The organism is Tateyamaria omphalii (genome assembly GCF_014651375.1).
In the GTDB taxonomy this organism is placed as follows: Bacteria; Pseudomonadota; Alphaproteobacteria; order Rhodobacterales; family Rhodobacteraceae; genus Tateyamaria; species Tateyamaria omphalii.
This window is the reverse complement of the sequence record NZ_BMWT01000002.1, coordinates 226,332-239,972: the sequence shown is the minus strand read 5'-3', so window position 1 is coordinate 239,972 and position 13,641 is coordinate 226,332. Positions and strand designations below refer to the sequence as shown.

At 53.5% G+C, this 13,641-nt stretch carries 14 protein-coding genes and 2 tRNA genes; 10 read left to right on the top strand and 6 right to left on the bottom strand.

The features are described from left to right. Positions 1 to 476: 476 nt before the first annotated feature. The gene (gene lon, locus IE087_RS06785) at positions 477 to 2,885 is read left to right on the top strand and encodes an endopeptidase La (protein ID WP_189368552.1); all 2,409 of its coding nucleotides are present in this window, start codon (positions 477 to 479) and stop codon (positions 2,883 to 2,885) included. A 152-nt stretch (positions 2,886 to 3,037) separates the two neighbouring features. Here lon and IE087_RS06780 read toward each other — a convergent pair whose 3' ends face one another. Continuing rightward, positions 3,038 to 3,292 (bottom strand): hypothetical protein, encoded by a 255-nt coding sequence (locus tag IE087_RS06780; protein ID WP_189368551.1) that lies wholly within the window; start codon positions 3,290 to 3,292, stop codon positions 3,038 to 3,040. Between IE087_RS06780 and IE087_RS06775 the strand changes: the two genes are divergently transcribed. Both IE087_RS06775 and IE087_RS06770 read left to right on the top strand, forming a co-directional pair. After that, positions 3,291 to 3,593 (top strand): HU family DNA-binding protein, encoded by a 303-nt coding sequence (locus tag IE087_RS06775; RefSeq protein WP_229801298.1) that lies wholly within the window; start codon positions 3,291 to 3,293, stop codon positions 3,591 to 3,593. The two genes, IE087_RS06780 and IE087_RS06775, sit on opposite strands and share 2 nt — an antisense overlap. A 60-nt stretch (positions 3,594 to 3,653) precedes the next feature. After that, positions 3,654 to 3,728 (top strand) — tRNA-Val (locus IE087_RS06770). Between the two features lie 67 nt (positions 3,729 to 3,795). Here the strand turns inward: IE087_RS06770 and IE087_RS06765 are convergent. Next, complete coding sequence (locus IE087_RS06765) at positions 3,796 to 4,098, bottom strand: YciI family protein (protein WP_189368550.1); 303 nt, start codon at positions 4,096 to 4,098, stop codon at positions 3,796 to 3,798. Positions 4,099 to 4,183: 85 nt separating this feature from the next. Between IE087_RS06765 and IE087_RS06760 the strand changes: the two genes are divergently transcribed. The 3 genes from IE087_RS06760 to IE087_RS06750 all read left to right on the top strand — a co-directional run bounded on the left by IE087_RS06760 (position 4,184) and on the right by IE087_RS06750 (position 5,692). Next, on the top strand, positions 4,184 to 4,990 hold the full coding sequence (locus IE087_RS06760) for a LysR family transcriptional regulator (RefSeq protein ID WP_189368549.1): 807 nt from the start codon (positions 4,184 to 4,186) through the stop codon (positions 4,988 to 4,990). A 9-nt stretch (positions 4,991 to 4,999) separates the two neighbouring features. Further along, positions 5,000 to 5,581: a histidine phosphatase family protein gene (locus IE087_RS06755; RefSeq protein ID WP_189368548.1), complete on the top strand. Its 582-nt coding sequence runs from the start codon at positions 5,000 to 5,002 to the stop codon at positions 5,579 to 5,581. A gap of 35 nt (positions 5,582 to 5,616) precedes the next feature. Next, positions 5,617 to 5,692: transfer RNA gene (locus tag IE087_RS06750), tRNA-Val, on the top strand. Between the two features lie 203 nt (positions 5,693 to 5,895). Here IE087_RS06750 and IE087_RS06745 read toward each other — a convergent pair. The 3 genes from IE087_RS06745 to IE087_RS06735 are packed head-to-tail and all read right to left on the bottom strand — an operon-like array spanning position 5,896 to position 7,709. After that, positions 5,896 to 6,288, bottom strand: a complete 393-nt coding sequence (locus tag IE087_RS06745) for a hypothetical protein (RefSeq protein WP_189368547.1) — start codon at positions 6,286 to 6,288, stop codon at positions 5,896 to 5,898. Between the two features lie 4 nt (positions 6,289 to 6,292). Beyond that, the gene (locus tag IE087_RS06740; protein WP_189368546.1) at positions 6,293 to 7,159 is read right to left on the bottom strand and encodes a hypothetical protein; all 867 of its coding nucleotides are present in this window, start codon (positions 7,157 to 7,159) and stop codon (positions 6,293 to 6,295) included. Further along, the gene (locus tag IE087_RS06735) at positions 7,146 to 7,709 is read right to left on the bottom strand and encodes a recombinase family protein (RefSeq protein ID WP_189368545.1); all 564 of its coding nucleotides are present in this window, start codon (positions 7,707 to 7,709) and stop codon (positions 7,146 to 7,148) included. The genes IE087_RS06740 and IE087_RS06735 overlap by 14 nt, the downstream gene beginning before the upstream one ends. Before the next feature lie 236 nt (positions 7,710 to 7,945). On the opposite strand from IE087_RS06735, the gene IE087_RS06730 reads away from it, so the two are divergent. The 3 genes from IE087_RS06730 to IE087_RS06720 all read left to right on the top strand — a co-directional run bounded on the left by IE087_RS06730 (position 7,946) and on the right by IE087_RS06720 (position 11,430). Further along, complete coding sequence (locus tag IE087_RS06730) at positions 7,946 to 9,445, top strand: RNA-directed DNA polymerase (protein ID WP_189368544.1); 1,500 nt, start codon at positions 7,946 to 7,948, stop codon at positions 9,443 to 9,445. A 183-nt stretch (positions 9,446 to 9,628) separates the two neighbouring features. Then, complete coding sequence (locus tag IE087_RS06725) at positions 9,629 to 10,822, top strand: NADH:flavin oxidoreductase/NADH oxidase family protein (protein ID WP_189368543.1); 1,194 nt, start codon at positions 9,629 to 9,631, stop codon at positions 10,820 to 10,822. A gap of 110 nt (positions 10,823 to 10,932) precedes the next feature. After that, positions 10,933 to 11,430, top strand: a complete 498-nt coding sequence (locus IE087_RS06720) for a hypothetical protein (protein WP_229801296.1) — start codon at positions 10,933 to 10,935, stop codon at positions 11,428 to 11,430. Positions 11,431 to 11,672: 242 nt separating this feature from the next. Here the strand turns inward: IE087_RS06720 and IE087_RS06715 are convergent, their stop codons facing one another. Beyond that, on the bottom strand, positions 11,673 to 12,590 hold the full coding sequence (locus IE087_RS06715; RefSeq protein WP_189368541.1) for a lipase family protein: 918 nt from the start codon (positions 12,588 to 12,590) through the stop codon (positions 11,673 to 11,675). A gap of 271 nt (positions 12,591 to 12,861) precedes the next feature. Between IE087_RS06715 and IE087_RS06710 the strand changes: the two genes are divergently transcribed. Continuing rightward, positions 12,862 to 13,572, top strand: a complete 711-nt coding sequence (locus IE087_RS06710) for a helix-turn-helix transcriptional regulator (RefSeq protein ID WP_189368540.1) — start codon at positions 12,862 to 12,864, stop codon at positions 13,570 to 13,572. Positions 13,573 to 13,641 lie beyond the last annotated feature (69 nt).

Sequence of the window (13,641 nt, the reverse complement as noted above, 5' to 3'; positions counted from 1 at the left end):
CCCTGGGGAGGGACCGCCATGCCATTTGTTGTTTTTTCGTTTGTTTGGTTCTCTGTATCCGTTTTGGCGGTCCTGACTCTGGTGTGACTGATGATTGACGGCGCGCGTGTCGCTTGGAGCGCCACGACGCCCCGCCCACCATCCCCGGCGACGGTCAAGTCGCACCAACGGCAGCCCAAGTTTGCACGCACAGCGGTTTTGATGCTGAAGGATCAAGTAAATGTGTTTGTGCAGATTGCCGCAGTGCGCTGGGCAGGCCCGTATCTTGGGGGTGCAGACCGTCTTTCCGCGACAAATTGTGCCAAAAATCTGGGGACAGTTTGCTTGGCCCCATTGCACCCTTGGTCTGCGCACGTCAGGATACACCTTGAAACCGAGGGGCTGGGATCACAGATCAGACAGTCCGAAGCACGGAGACAGCAAACGGTTGCCGCAGAGCGGGGCCACGTTGTCTTGCCAATGATAAGGAAAAGAGCATGCAAGAGCCTTTGAACGCCTCTTACCCGGTGCTGCCGCTGCGCGATATTGTGGTTTTCCCCCACATGATCGTGCCGCTGTTCGTGGGCCGCGACAAGTCGGTCCGCGCGCTGGAAGAGGTCATGGCCGACGACAAGCAGATCCTGCTGTCGAGCCAGATTGACCCGTCCGTCGACGACCCGGAAGCCTCTGGCATCTACAAAGCCGGGGTGCTGGCGAATGTGTTGCAACTGCTGAAACTGCCCGATGGCACCGTGAAGGTGCTGGTTGAAGGGCAGGCGCGGGTGCGCATCACCGAATATCTGGACAATGACAACTTCTTTGAGGCGCGTGCCGAGTATCTGACTGAGATGCCGGGTGACGTTGCCACGACCGAAGCCCTGCTGCGGTCTGTTGCAGACGAGTTCGAGCGCTATGCCAAAGTGAAGAAGAACATTCCCGAAGAGGCGCTGGCCGCTGTCGGAGAGACGACCGAGCCTGCAAAGCTGGCTGACCTTGTGGCCGGGCATCTGGGCATCGAGGTTGATCAGAAGCAGGACCTGCTTGAGACGCTGGCAGTGAGCGAGCGGCTTGAGAAGGTCTATGGCCTGATGCAGGGCGAAATGTCGGTCCTGCAGGTCGAGAAGAAGATCAAGACCCGCGTGAAGTCCCAGATGGAGCGGACGCAGCGCGAGTATTACCTAAACGAACAGATGAAGGCGATCCAGCAAGAGCTGGGTGATGGCGAGGACGGCAAGAACGAAGTTGCTGAACTTGAAGAGAAAATCGCAGAAACCAAGCTGTCGAAAGAGGCCAGGGACAAGGCTGAGGCGGAGCTGAAAAAGCTCAAGAACATGTCGCCCATGTCCGCAGAAGCCACGGTTGTGCGCAACTATCTGGACTGGATGCTGTCGATCCCGTGGGGTGTGAAATCCCGCGTGAAGAAGGACCTTGGCCGGGCGCAGGACATTCTGGATGCCGATCACTATGGCCTTGAAAAGGTCAAGGAGCGGATCGTCGAGTACCTTGCTGTACAGCAGCGATCGAAGAAGATGAAAGGCCCGATCATGTGTTTGGTCGGCCCTCCGGGCGTGGGCAAAACCTCGCTCGGCAAGTCAGTTGCCAAGGCCACGGGGCGCGAGTTCATTCGCATCTCGTTGGGCGGTGTGCGTGACGAGTCGGAAATCCGCGGTCACCGCCGGACATACATCGGCTCGATGCCTGGCAAGATCATTCAGGCGCTGAAAAAGGCGAAAACCACGAACCCACTGATCCTGCTCGACGAAATCGACAAGATGGGGCAGGACTTCCGTGGTGATCCCGCATCAGCCATGCTTGAGGTCTTGGACCCGGAACAGAACGGCACGTTTGTCGACCACTACTTGGAGGTGGAATATGACCTGTCGAACGTGATGTTCCTGACCACGTCGAACAGCTACAACATGCCTGGGCCGTTGTTGGACCGGATGGAAATCATTCCGCTGGCGGGCTACACCGAGGATGAAAAATCCGAGATTGCCAAGCAGCACCTGATCGCGAAGCAGGTTAAAAACCACGGTCTGAAGGCCAAAGAGTTCGAGCTGACCGATGAAGCGCTGAGCGATATCATTCGCTACTATACCCGCGAGGCTGGCGTGCGGAACCTTGAGCGTGAGATTGCCAAGGTGGCGCGGAAATCGCTGACCAAGATCGTCAAGAAAGAGGTTGAAGAAGTAGTTGTAACCTCTGAAAATCTAGACGATTTCTTGGGTGTGCGTAAGCATCGCTATGGGTTGGCTGAACAGGATGACCAGATTGGCGTTGTCACTGGTCTGGCTTGGACATCCGTAGGCGGTGACCTGCTGCATATCGAGGCGCTGAAGCTGCCCGGCAAAGGCAGAATGAAGACGACCGGTAAACTGGGCGATGTGATGAAAGAATCCATCGACGCCGCTTCGTCCTATGTCCGGTCGATCAGCCCCGAAATCGGAGTGAAGCCGCCGCAGTTCGACAAGATCGACATCCACGTACACGTGCCGGACGGTGCGACGCCAAAGGATGGGCCCAGTGCCGGTTTGGCGATGGTGACGTCTATCGTGTCTGTTCTGACCGGAATTCCAGTGCGCAAGGATATCGCCATGACGGGCGAGGTCAGCTTGCGCGGCAATGCCATGCCGATCGGTGGATTGAAGGAGAAGTTGCTTGCGGCCCTGCGCGGTGGGATCAAGACCGTTCTCATTCCTGAAGAGAACGAGAAGGATCTGGCCGACATCCCGGACAACGTGAAAGAGGGCTTGGAGATCATCCCTGTCACCCACGTGACCGAGGTTCTGGAACGCGCATTGGTCTCAAAACCGGATTCTATCGAATGGGACGAGGCAGCGGAGGAAGCGGCAGCGGCGGCTGCGGCGGCGGCGCGTGACAGCGGTGCCAGTGCAACGGCTCACTGACAAAAATAAATGAAGAAAGGCGCGCAAGAATTTGCTTTTGCGCCTTTTTTCTTATTGTTTGTTATTTAAACCTGCCTGTTGCCAAAACCGCGACAATCAAAGTTGTTTTAATCGATTTGTTGCGAACTTGTGGATTGAGTCAGTTTTCCGCGCTATGCAAGCGATGAGCACCCAAGAACGGAAGAGGCCACAATGGCAACTCGCACCACCAAATCCGCAGCAAAGAGCACAACGGCGCCAAGCCGGACAACCACGTCAAAGTCAACGGCTGCGAAGCCGAAGACGACCTCAAAAGCCAAAACGGCGTCCAAACGCATGGCACCGGCCAAGACGGCGACCAAGGCAGCGCCGGCAGCGGCATCACCGGTTGTGGTTGATGCGCCCACGCCGGTGGTTGCAGGGCCCATGATGCGCAAGAAGGAACTTATTGACGCTGTGGTTGCCCGCAGCGGCATGAAGAAAAAGGACATCAAGCCAGCCGTTGAAGCGACCCTTGCTGTGCTTGGTGAAGCCCTCGGAGACGGGCGGGCCCTGAACCTGCAGCCCATGGGCAAGGTCAAGATCAATCGTGAGAAGAAGCTGGCCTCGGGCCGGTTGCTGATTGCGCGCATTCGTCAAAATGACCCTTCGGATGCGAAGACGGCTGGTGATGATGCGCCTGCAGTCGCGGACACAACGACTGCCGCGGACAAGGCCGCTGCCGAATAGAGAATTGCGTTCGGGGGGCCTTGCATGGTCTGGTGCAGTTGGCTAAGACGCGCGGACTTTGGGTGATTAGCTCAGTGGTAGAGCGCTTCGTTCACATCGAAGATGTCAGCAGTTCGAGTCTGTTATCACCCACCATCCCACCTTTCTTGGGTGTAGTTGATCTTTCACGACCTGTTTTTCGGTAGAATTCAGTTGCGGCGAGTCAGACCGCCCTTGGCTGTATGGCGGCACCATCGGCGAAGACATAGTGCCATCGCAGGATGCGAACAGATTGGCGCAAGCCGGTGGGCCAGAACGGGTCTGCTTCGACCAGTGCACGCGCTTCTGTTTCGGAATTGACTGTTGCAATCCATGCGCCGCCCGCTCCGCTCTCATGCTCAAACAAGGGGCCTGCACATTGAATGGCATGTGCGTGCGCTGTCAAAAAGGCGAGGTGATCCGCCATGTGTTGCGCCCGCACGTGGTCGTGGTCGGGGGCATCTTCAAGAAGGATGAGGTAGGGCATTTTTGGGCTCCACTGTTGTCAGGACCAGTATCAACCTGCAAAATTCCAGTGTGAATGTATGTGATTGGGGTAGTGGGCTGCAAAAATGCAGGATTGGGATTGGGGCGACCTTCGAACATTTCAAGCTGTTGCCCGCGCGGGTAGTTTTGCAAGGGCGGCCCATGCAACGGGGCAGCATGAAACCACAATTGCGCGCCGTGTGCGCAGGTTGGAACAGGTGACGGGTCATGTGCTGTGGCGCGGATCTGAGGCAGGCGTCACGGGAGAGGGGGACCTGTTGCTGTCGCATATTGACCGTATGCAGGCAGAGGCCGCGGCGGCCGCCAATGCATTGTCTGGTCGGGGATGGCCGACAGGATCGGTTGCCATCACAGCGGTGCCGTGGATCATTCAAACTGCTGTGCTGCCTGTTGTTGGAGGCTGGCCAGAAACCAGCCCCAATATCCGGCTGTCCTTGCTGTCGGACCATTCCAATTTGCGCCTGATGCATGGCGAGGCAGATATCGCTTTGCGAATGGCGCAGCCGCGAGACGAGGGTGAGGCCGTGGCGCGCAAGATATGTGACGTGCCGTTTGCGGTGGCAGGTCGTGGTGATTGGGTAGGGTACGTGGATGAGGTCGCGCATTTGCCCCAAGCCCAGTGGACCGAAGCCGAGGCTGGCGCGGTTGGGCTACGGATTTCGGATATAGACGCGGCGCATGCAGCTGTGCGCCAGGGGTTGGGCAAGGCTTGGCTGCCAATGTGCATGACCAAGGGTTTGCCTTTGACACAAGCGAAACCGCGTTCACGTCCCTTGTGGTACATGCTTCATCCACGCAGCAGGCATGCGCCTGCCATCCGATCGGTTGTTGAGGACGTGTTGCCTCTTGTGATGACTCGTCTGCACGGGTAGCCGGGGCAAATGATGTATCCCGACCTTTTGATCTTGCGCCATGGCGAAACCGAGTGGAACCGAATGGGGCGCATGCAGGGTGCGGAAGACAGCCCGTTGACCGGTCTTGGGCGTGCGCAAGCCGAAACGCAGGGGCGCCTTCTGGCCAAGCGCGACCTGGCCGGTTGGAGCTATTGTATCAGTCCGCAGGGGCGGTGCCGCGAAACGGCGCGCATAGCTCTGGGCACCAGAGTTGGCACAGCGAAGGAAGATTCGCGTCTGGTCGAGATAACGCTGGGCGATTGGACCGGAAAGTTGCGTACTGAGATTGCTGCCGAGGTTCCGCACTTATTCGATCAGGCGGACGGTATGGATTGGTATGACCACGCTCCAGGAGGCGAGGGGCTTGAAGGAATTTATGCGCGCACCGGCGCGTTCTTGGCAGAGCTGAACAGGCCTACCGTTGTTGTCACGCATGGGATTACGTCGCGTATGCTGCGATGTCACTATCTGGGGCTTGAGCCTGCCGCCTTTGATACATTGCCCGGCGGGCAGGGCGTGATTTACCACATGTCGAACGGCAATCAGGCTTGTTTTGCAGAAGGGGGTTGAAGGCCCCAACAACCTTGCGCTAAGAGGCGTCTAACGGGTCGTTAGCTCAGTTGGTAGAGCGCTTCGTTTACACCGAAGATGTCGGGAGTTCGAGCCTCTCACGACCCACCAGAAGCCTGAAAAGTGATTTTTTGCAAAGCTGTTGTTTGAATCCCAGCTTTACATCTGTGTTCCCAAAAATGGTGTCTGGAAGGGTTGCACCAGTTGCGGAACGAGCATGCGACATGCGCAGAAAGCGGACACTGCAAAATTGCAAAGTCTGACCGTTTCAATGGCGGTGGAAACAGCCAGTGGCGCGCACTAGGTTCATTATGTTAAAAAATATTTCTCGCTTTACCCCCATAAAATGTAATTCCAGAAATGAGCACTGCCAGAAAAAACAAACCAACAAAGTAAACTACTATCTCAGGATCGCCATATGCTTCCTTATTCCGATAGTACATTCGAGAGGATAAAATGAGCGCACAGCTCGCTGCCAACATCAAGAATGCGACGACAGAGTACAGCATGTGTGCCGTTTTTCTGGATGCGTTAACTGACTTGTAGATAGCGTTTGCCATGTACATTCCCGCCAACGTCCCTCCGAGCGTAAGCCCATACTTCAAACCCAAGCTCGCGCCGGACAACAACGGACCTCCCGAGAGCCAGACCGCAACAGCAGTGAAGCCAAAAGTAAATGCTGAAACTTTGATCCCATTGCGGATCATCGAGCTACCTCCAGAGTACCTCTGAGGACGCCACTACTTTCCGTTCATTAATCACGAGAATAGAAATGATATCGCTTAATTCATTGATAATACGCCAGTTTATTTCTGATCTATGTTCGATGCTGTCTCCATCGGGTTTGGAAAAAAACAAAATTGGAGACTCGCTTGGCACCTGTCCCGAAAGAAGGCTTTCAACGATATCGCCATTTTCCCGGAAAAAACTAAATGTGTTCACTTGCAGTGCATCATTCTCCCCCAAAATTTCTCGGACTTGCTCCAAGTCGAGGCTTTCTGGGTTTAAGGTCAACGCAAAGTTCTGAACACCGCTCGTAGATTCTATAAATAGCTCATGCTGTTCACCTCCTATGGGTTGGCGTCCAACAGTAATAGTCTCCATTCTCACATTATTTTCGTCGGGCTTCGTAAGGAAGAAGGTGAATTCAGTCACTCTCGATATCGACTTACCTATGTAGTCTGTGTCACAGCTATCGCTTCCATAGTAAACGTTACATTGAAAAATTGTTTCAACGCTGCCTTTGGAGCCATCTTGAAAAACAACCTTCGAGTGTCCGCGATCCAGTTTTTGGATACCGTTCTGGACGCGTCTAGCGCACAATCCTCGTTGCAGTTGATTCAATGCATCTACGCCCATTCCTGCTTTTTTCCAAAGGAAGCCACTTGATGCTTCTGAAAGATTGCACACTTCGTGGTGGATCATTACCTCAAGACCATCCGCAACAATGGCTGAAAGAAACTTGTGCTCGTTAAGTTCATCAATGACGATTGAATCGTCTGCCAGAGTGGGCTTCGATATGATCAGGGCAGCAAGAAGGGTAACCGCCGTCTTTTTCAATAATCTAGCATTTACCATGAAATCTCCCCAACCTAGAAATCGTTGTATGTGCCACACCCAAGTCTTTGGCAATTGCGCGGCAACTGTCTCCTGCTACCAAACGCTCAAGAGCTAAATCTTGTTGATGTTCTGTGAGCTTTGGCTTTGGCCCGAATTTCACTCCTCGGGCTTTGGCAGCCGCTCTACCCTCGTTCGCTCGTCGAGATAGCCGTTCGCGTTCATCCTCAGCAAGCGCGGAAAGGAAAGCTAGGATACCCTTCCCCATTGGACTGGTAAGATCAAGCCAAGGCTTATCCAGTACTTTCACAGTGGCCCCACGGTCGGCCACACGTTGGATAATTGCAATACCGTCCGTCATGGACCGAGTAGCCCGATCCCATTCGGCGATCACAAAGACATCATCAGTACCGAGTGCGTCGATAGCTTTTTCGAGCTGTGGGCGACCCTTGATCGTCTTGGCTGTGGCCTTTTCGCTGAAGATGCGGTCCACGTTAGCGCCATTAAGCGCCCCGATCTGGCGATCGAGGCTTTGCGCTTGGGTCGATACTCTTGCGTAACCGATCAACATGGTTTCAACCTATCAGATCGCGCCTAAATTCGCACCGGATTTGTGCACCATGTCCACAAGCTTGTTTTTCTGGTTTCGAAGGATGGTACATAACTTATGACTTATGCACCATACGATGAAGGTAGCTGTTGGGCTTGTGATTTCACTGTATCCCACCGACATTGAGAAGGTGTGGAATGTTCGAGGTTCATTTTCGAGCGCCGTCAATAACGCAATAGCACTTCGAAAGCTCTTTTTTGGAAAAACCACTTCAGATAAGTCAGTTGAACCCGCAGCAAGCTAGAGCCTATTTTTGTAGGACGAAGTCCTATTTTGATATGGAGCTGCCGCCGTACTTCAATTTTCAACCCTTGTTGGAACATTCGCTAGCCGAAGCAGAAGATATCGAACTAAAGGACCTTTTTGATTGGAAGCCCGACCAAGTTGAGGGTTTGAACTACGTGTTGATGTACAACAAAGACGGCGACATTGGCTGGCGACCCTTCGAACTGATGCATCCGCTGTTGTACGCAAAGTGTGTGGATGTCTTAACGACAGAAAAAAATTGGAAGTTTGTTCAAGATCGATTGAAGGCCTTCTCTGGCGGAGTAGTTGAATGTTGCTCGTTACCAGTCGTTGATATCGATGAAGACCCCAAGCCCAAGAAGAAGCAAATTCTGAACTGGTGGAAGCTGATCGAACAACGATCTTTAGAGCTGTCACTCGAATTCAGCCACGTCAGCCTGACCGACGTTTCGAATTGCTACCCGTCCATTTACACGCATGCAATCGCATGGGCACTGCATGGCCGAGAGCATGCCAAGAAGCATCGCAAGCTTAACTTACTTGGGAACCAGCTAGACAAACTGATCAGAAGCTCCAGAGAGGGGCAAACAAACGGAATCCCGCAAGCTTCATTACTGTCACACGTCGTCGCTGAGTTGGTGCTTGGGTACTGTGACACCTACATCGACAAGAAGCTTAAGGGCACAAAGGATATCGTGATTTTGAGGTATCGAGACGACTTCAGAATTTTTGCCAATTCTGATGCAGACTGCGCAATGGGCCTCAAAGCTGTTTCTGAGTGTTTGAACATTTTTGGCATGAAGTTGGGTGCATCAAAGACGTCCCGATCTTCGAACGTCGTCCTAGGCGCAGTCAAACAAGATAAAATCGACGCGTTGTCGCTAACGAGACGACAAACGACCTTACAAAAAGAGCTACTGGTGATCCACAGGTTCTGCACCGAGAAGCCTGGGTCTGGAGCCACTAAGTTTCTAATACGCGAATTTTTGGATCGCCTTGAGGCGCGCCTGCCAAGGAATGCTTGGAAGATCGAAAACCCGACGGTGCTAGCTGCTATTCTATTGGATATAGCAGCGAAGACCCCTGCCGTGTTTCCGGCGGTCGCTACGACAGTTAGCAAGATCATGCTTTATCTTAAGGACTCCGACCGAGACGACCTTTTCACTCTCGTTGGACGAAGGACAAACAGAATTCCTCACAATGGATACATGGAACTCTGGCTACAAAGGGTTGCCTATCCAAACAACTTGGGCTTCCTGAGCAAAGAACCTATGTGCCGTCTCATCGATGATGAAAAGGCGCAAAGCCTTTGGGTCAACGACTGGATTTCCAAGGATACCGTAAAATCTAGTATCGGCAGCTACTCTATCGTTGATCGAACTGTTCTGGATGATCTCCCCCCAGACATTCAGAACGACGAGTTCGACGAGTTCTGGAAAGAATATGGTTGATGCCGTTAGGCGCATAAGCCCCATGTATGTGCAGTTCGTCGGAAGTGGCAATGTCCGGTTTGGGCTGCGGGGTGACCTTGAAGCCAAGCGCGGCATAGGTCAGCAGTGAGCCCAAACTGCCTGATGCTGCGCGTTGTTCAAATGATCGGTTTCAATTGTCGCGGTGGGAACTAGGGTAACCGAATGACCACTGAGTTTCTTCCTATGTTAAGCCAACCGCTCTCGCTGCCATGTGGCACTACGCTGAAGAACCGGATCGCTAAGTCCGCGATGTCCGACTCTCTTGGTGACGGGGCTGGAAATCCGACCAATGATCAAATCGCGCTATACGAGCGGTGGGCCAAAGGTGGCTTGGCGTTGTCGATCATAGGCGAGGTCCAAGGCACGCCCCATTTTGCAGAGAAGCCCGGCAACCTCGTATTGAACAACCATTCGGATCGGGAGCAGTTGGTGCGACTTGCCAACGCGGGCGCAACGGACAACGCGCAACTTTGGCTCCAACTTGGACACGCAGGCGCAATGGCGGACGCCCCGATCAGCAAACCAAAAGGTCCAAGCGCGCTTGACCTTCCTGGCTTGATTTGCGGCGGGATGTCGTTGGACGAGATTCATGCCTTGCCCGCCGAATTTGCCCGGACTGCGCGCCTTGCCAAACAACTCGGCTTCGGTGGTGTTGAATTGCACGCCGCGCACGGGTTCTTGCTCAACCAGTTTCTCTCGCCGCTGTTCAACAAACGAGACGATGACTACGGAGGATCTCTCCAAAATCGTATGCGCTTGTTGCTTGAAGTGATCAGTGCGGTGCGCGACGCAGTAGGCCCCGAGTTTCCGGTTGGTATCAAATTGAACGCCACGGATCAGCTTGTTGGTGGATTTGCCGAGGATGAAGCCCTCGACGTTGTCGCGGCAGTAGACAAGACTGGAGTCGACCTAATCGACATCAGCGGCGGTACTTACTTTCCAGGAGCAGCGTCATCGTCTGATCGCGCGGGTACCGGCCCATACTTTTTGGATTTTGCTGGTCGTGCCCGCGCAAAAACAAGGATTCCGTTGATGGTCACAGGCGGTTTCAAAACGCTCGCTCAAGCCGAAAGTGCCATCGCGGATGGCATGGCAGATATCGTAGGATTGGCGCGCGCGTTGGTAGTCGACCCTGAGTTGCCGTCCTATTGGTTATCCGGTCAGCGTAGCAAGCCTCTGTTTCCCCGTTTCCAGAACCCTCCAGAGGGCGGCGTGACGGCATGGTACACGATGCAAATTACACAGAACGCGAAAGGCGAGGCTGCTCTTGCTCCGGAAGATTTGGAAACAGCGATTGAAGCATATGAAAGCCGCGATGAGGTTAGGCGGCGGGTTTGGAATTCAATGCTGGGTTGACCTTGGCGCGGCTGAGGCGATTTCGAAGTAAGGAAGAGCCCAAATTGACATGACAGACGGATTGCTTGAAATACAAAAATTATGCGGTGCAGAAGTTACGGATAGCAATATTGGACGAGACCAGCATGCAGCACGTCTATGTCTACAGGATTGGTCCCTTCACCCTTTCGTTTGTCCTATTGCTCGCTAGCTTTTTTGCACTTAGCGGACTTTATGTGATCGTCGGCACCATCGTCACAGGTGCGTTGGAAGACCTCTTTTGGGCTGTGTTGTTGGGCTCAGGGTTATTGCTTGGTGCAACTCTCTTAGTTCGATGGCTACACCAAGATTTTCATGCATCTCAAACGGTTGCTCTATGGTCCAACAAAGTTCAACTTCCAATGACTAAGGGCGAAGAAGACAGCGACTACCTGTTTTTGAACGATGTGCTCGGTACAAAAATTGACAAGGACTATCACGATCATGGTCCTGCCTTGATTGTCGCCACGAAGACAAAGCCCGTTGCATACAAGAGCATGTATTTTAACAAATACGAGAGTTTCGAAGATTTCTGCGAGCGCTTTGCCAACGCGTTAGACAACCAAAAATCCCAAAAACTAGACGCTTGAGGTTGGATCGCTAGTTGAAGGTTCACTTTGTCCGCGGCGCGGACCTACGAATGCGATGAGCCAATGTCGGCTTCGGGCTGGTAGCAGAATTCTGCCATGGCAAATTATATCTCGCGCATGCCGTTTCGGCTGCAGGAAAACCACTTGGGCAGTGGTCGCGACTATGCGGATCGTATTGTGATTTCGTTGCCAGACCTATCCTGCAACTCGGAAAGGTCTGGCTCGAAAAACCGGAACGCCGTTTACATGATCGACAAGGCCCGCAGCGGATCCTTGTGAACAAGATGTGCGGGGTCGGTGGGACTTTGGCGGGTTTTCGTACTCAGATGCTTGCGCAGGACCTGACAGGTTCTTTGCAATTTGTGATCTTTGACAACTGAAAGGCTTGGGACCGCATCAAGGATGTGTTCATCGCGATCCAGTGTGACAGACCCATCCGGCTCAATGAAGTTCAACTGACCGACATGGTAGTACACTTCATCCACCCCGAAATTGTCGGATATCGGAAGATAGGCAGCAAATTCCTTGTTGTTCACCCAGCGGAACGTGGGGCCGTTCACATGGTGTTCGTAGGCGTCCCGGAACTTGTGATTTCCCACACGGGGTGCGCCAAATGTGTATACACCATCGACGGGAATTGGTTCGGCGCGGGCAAACCTGTAGGCGCAAAGGGTGGCCAGTGCCCCACCAAGACTGTGTCCAGCGAAAAAGACCTTTTGGTTGTTGTTGCGGCGTGACTTCACCTTTGCGAAGATTTCTGGATAGCGCGAATTAAGCGACATCCAGAACCCGCGGTGGACACGCACATTGGTAACGCCGCCCAAGTGGGTTGGAACGTCCATCATTCGATGATTGATATTGTTGATCCAATCCTGACGGTTGCTTTCGCTGCCACGAAAGACAACAAAAATCACGCGGCTGTTGGCAATGATGGCGACTTCGACGTCAAAAATTGAGGTGATCGAGCCAGCCGTTTCCACGGTTTCCAGTTTGGCCTTGTCGTCGGGATCACTCAACGCTCGTATCTGCGCCCTCAGAACATCAGACCATTTGCCGTTTACAACAGAAGGTTGGTGATAGGCGTAAAAGCTAAGAACAGAAAGCAGATAGGCATTGGTCATGGAGTGACCGGTGGCGGTTTCCCGAAAATATTGAAGCATAATCTTATCCATTTTTAAAAAACCGCTCGATCATAGAGGTACTGTTCTGTTCCACCAAGAAAAATCCGGTGACCATGCTTGGACCTTGGATATTGCATGCTTACTTCAGCAGCATTCCGTTGTTCACAAACAGAGTGTTGGTTTAGGGGCGGGACGCCGTTTGGCTGTGTTGAAACCGTCCATGGATGTTGGCGCGTTTTTTTGGTTGGGCCCGCCATGGCGCGAAGTTGGCCTCGCGCGTGATGGGCTGCATTTAAGCTGTGGGATTGCGATGACACATACTGCGTTGGAGGCGATTCGCGCTGAAACGGATAACACGGCACTGTGGGGACTGTTGCTGCGCTATTTTCACGACCGGGGCGTAACCAAGGTCAGCTATCATCATTTCACCGGGGCGGTCGGTCCGCAGGGTGCGGTAAATGTGAACGCGTACGGATTTTCGGACGAATGGGTGTGTCACTATATCGAACAAAAGCTATACACCATTGATCCGATAACCGAATTTGCGCAAAGCGCGACCATTCCATTCCGGTGGTCGGACATCCGCAACCTTGTGCGCCTGACAGTGGATCAGACGCGATATCTGAACGACATGCGCGATGCGGGTGTGGGGGATGGCCTTGCCTTTCAGGTTTTTGGGCCCGGGGTGCGCAATGGCTATGTCGGTCTTGGAGTTGATACTGCCGTTGATTTTCCGAGCGATGCGCTTGTTCTGGATTTCCAGGTGGTCGCACAGGCGGGGCATATCAGGTATTGCGAGTTGAACCCCACGTCTTTGTCCGGCGTTGACCTGTCGCCGCGCGAGCGCCAGATTCTGCGTTGGATTGCGCGTGGCAAGTCCAACAGCAGTATCGCGGACATTTTGCTTTTGTCACCTCATACAGTGGACACCTTGGTGCGCCGTATCTTTTCGAAACTGGGCGTGACGGATCGAACGACTGCAGCGGTCAAAGGGATTGGGGCAGGGCTCATCTTACCGTGACGGATGTCACGTGAATGCGTGACATGACACGCCGCGCGTCTGGTTTATAGAACCCAGTCATCAAACATG

Bases quoted from the DNA above. Each gene is read 5' to 3' on its own strand.
- lon (WP_189368552.1), top strand. From the start codon at position 477: ATGCAAGAGCCTTTGAACGCCTCTTACCCGGTGCTGCCGCTGCGCGAT.
- IE087_RS06775 (WP_229801298.1), top strand. From the start codon at position 3,291: ATGATGCGCAAGAAGGAACTTATTGACGCTGTGGTTGCCCGCAGCGGC.
- IE087_RS06780 (WP_189368551.1), bottom strand. From the start codon at position 3,292: ATGGGCCCTGCAACCACCGGCGTGGGCGCATCAACCACAACCGGTGAT.
- IE087_RS06765 (WP_189368550.1), bottom strand. From the start codon at position 4,098: ATGCCCTACCTCATCCTTCTTGAAGATGCCCCCGACCACGACCACGTG.
- IE087_RS06760 (WP_189368549.1), top strand. From the start codon at position 4,184: ATGCAGGATTGGGATTGGGGCGACCTTCGAACATTTCAAGCTGTTGCC.
- IE087_RS06755 (WP_189368548.1), top strand. From the start codon at position 5,000: ATGATGTATCCCGACCTTTTGATCTTGCGCCATGGCGAAACCGAGTGG.
- IE087_RS06745 (WP_189368547.1), bottom strand. From the start codon at position 6,288: ATGATCCGCAATGGGATCAAAGTTTCAGCATTTACTTTTGGCTTCACT.
- IE087_RS06740 (WP_189368546.1), bottom strand. From the start codon at position 7,159: ATGGTAAATGCTAGATTATTGAAAAAGACGGCGGTTACCCTTCTTGCT.
- IE087_RS06735 (WP_189368545.1), bottom strand. From the start codon at position 7,709: ATGTTGATCGGTTACGCAAGAGTATCGACCCAAGCGCAAAGCCTCGAT.
- IE087_RS06725 (WP_189368543.1), top strand. From the start codon at position 9,629: ATGACCACTGAGTTTCTTCCTATGTTAAGCCAACCGCTCTCGCTGCCA.
- IE087_RS06715 (WP_189368541.1), bottom strand. From the start codon at position 12,590: ATGCTTCAATATTTTCGGGAAACCGCCACCGGTCACTCCATGACCAAT.
- IE087_RS06710 (WP_189368540.1), top strand. From the start codon at position 12,862: ATGACACATACTGCGTTGGAGGCGATTCGCGCTGAAACGGATAACACG.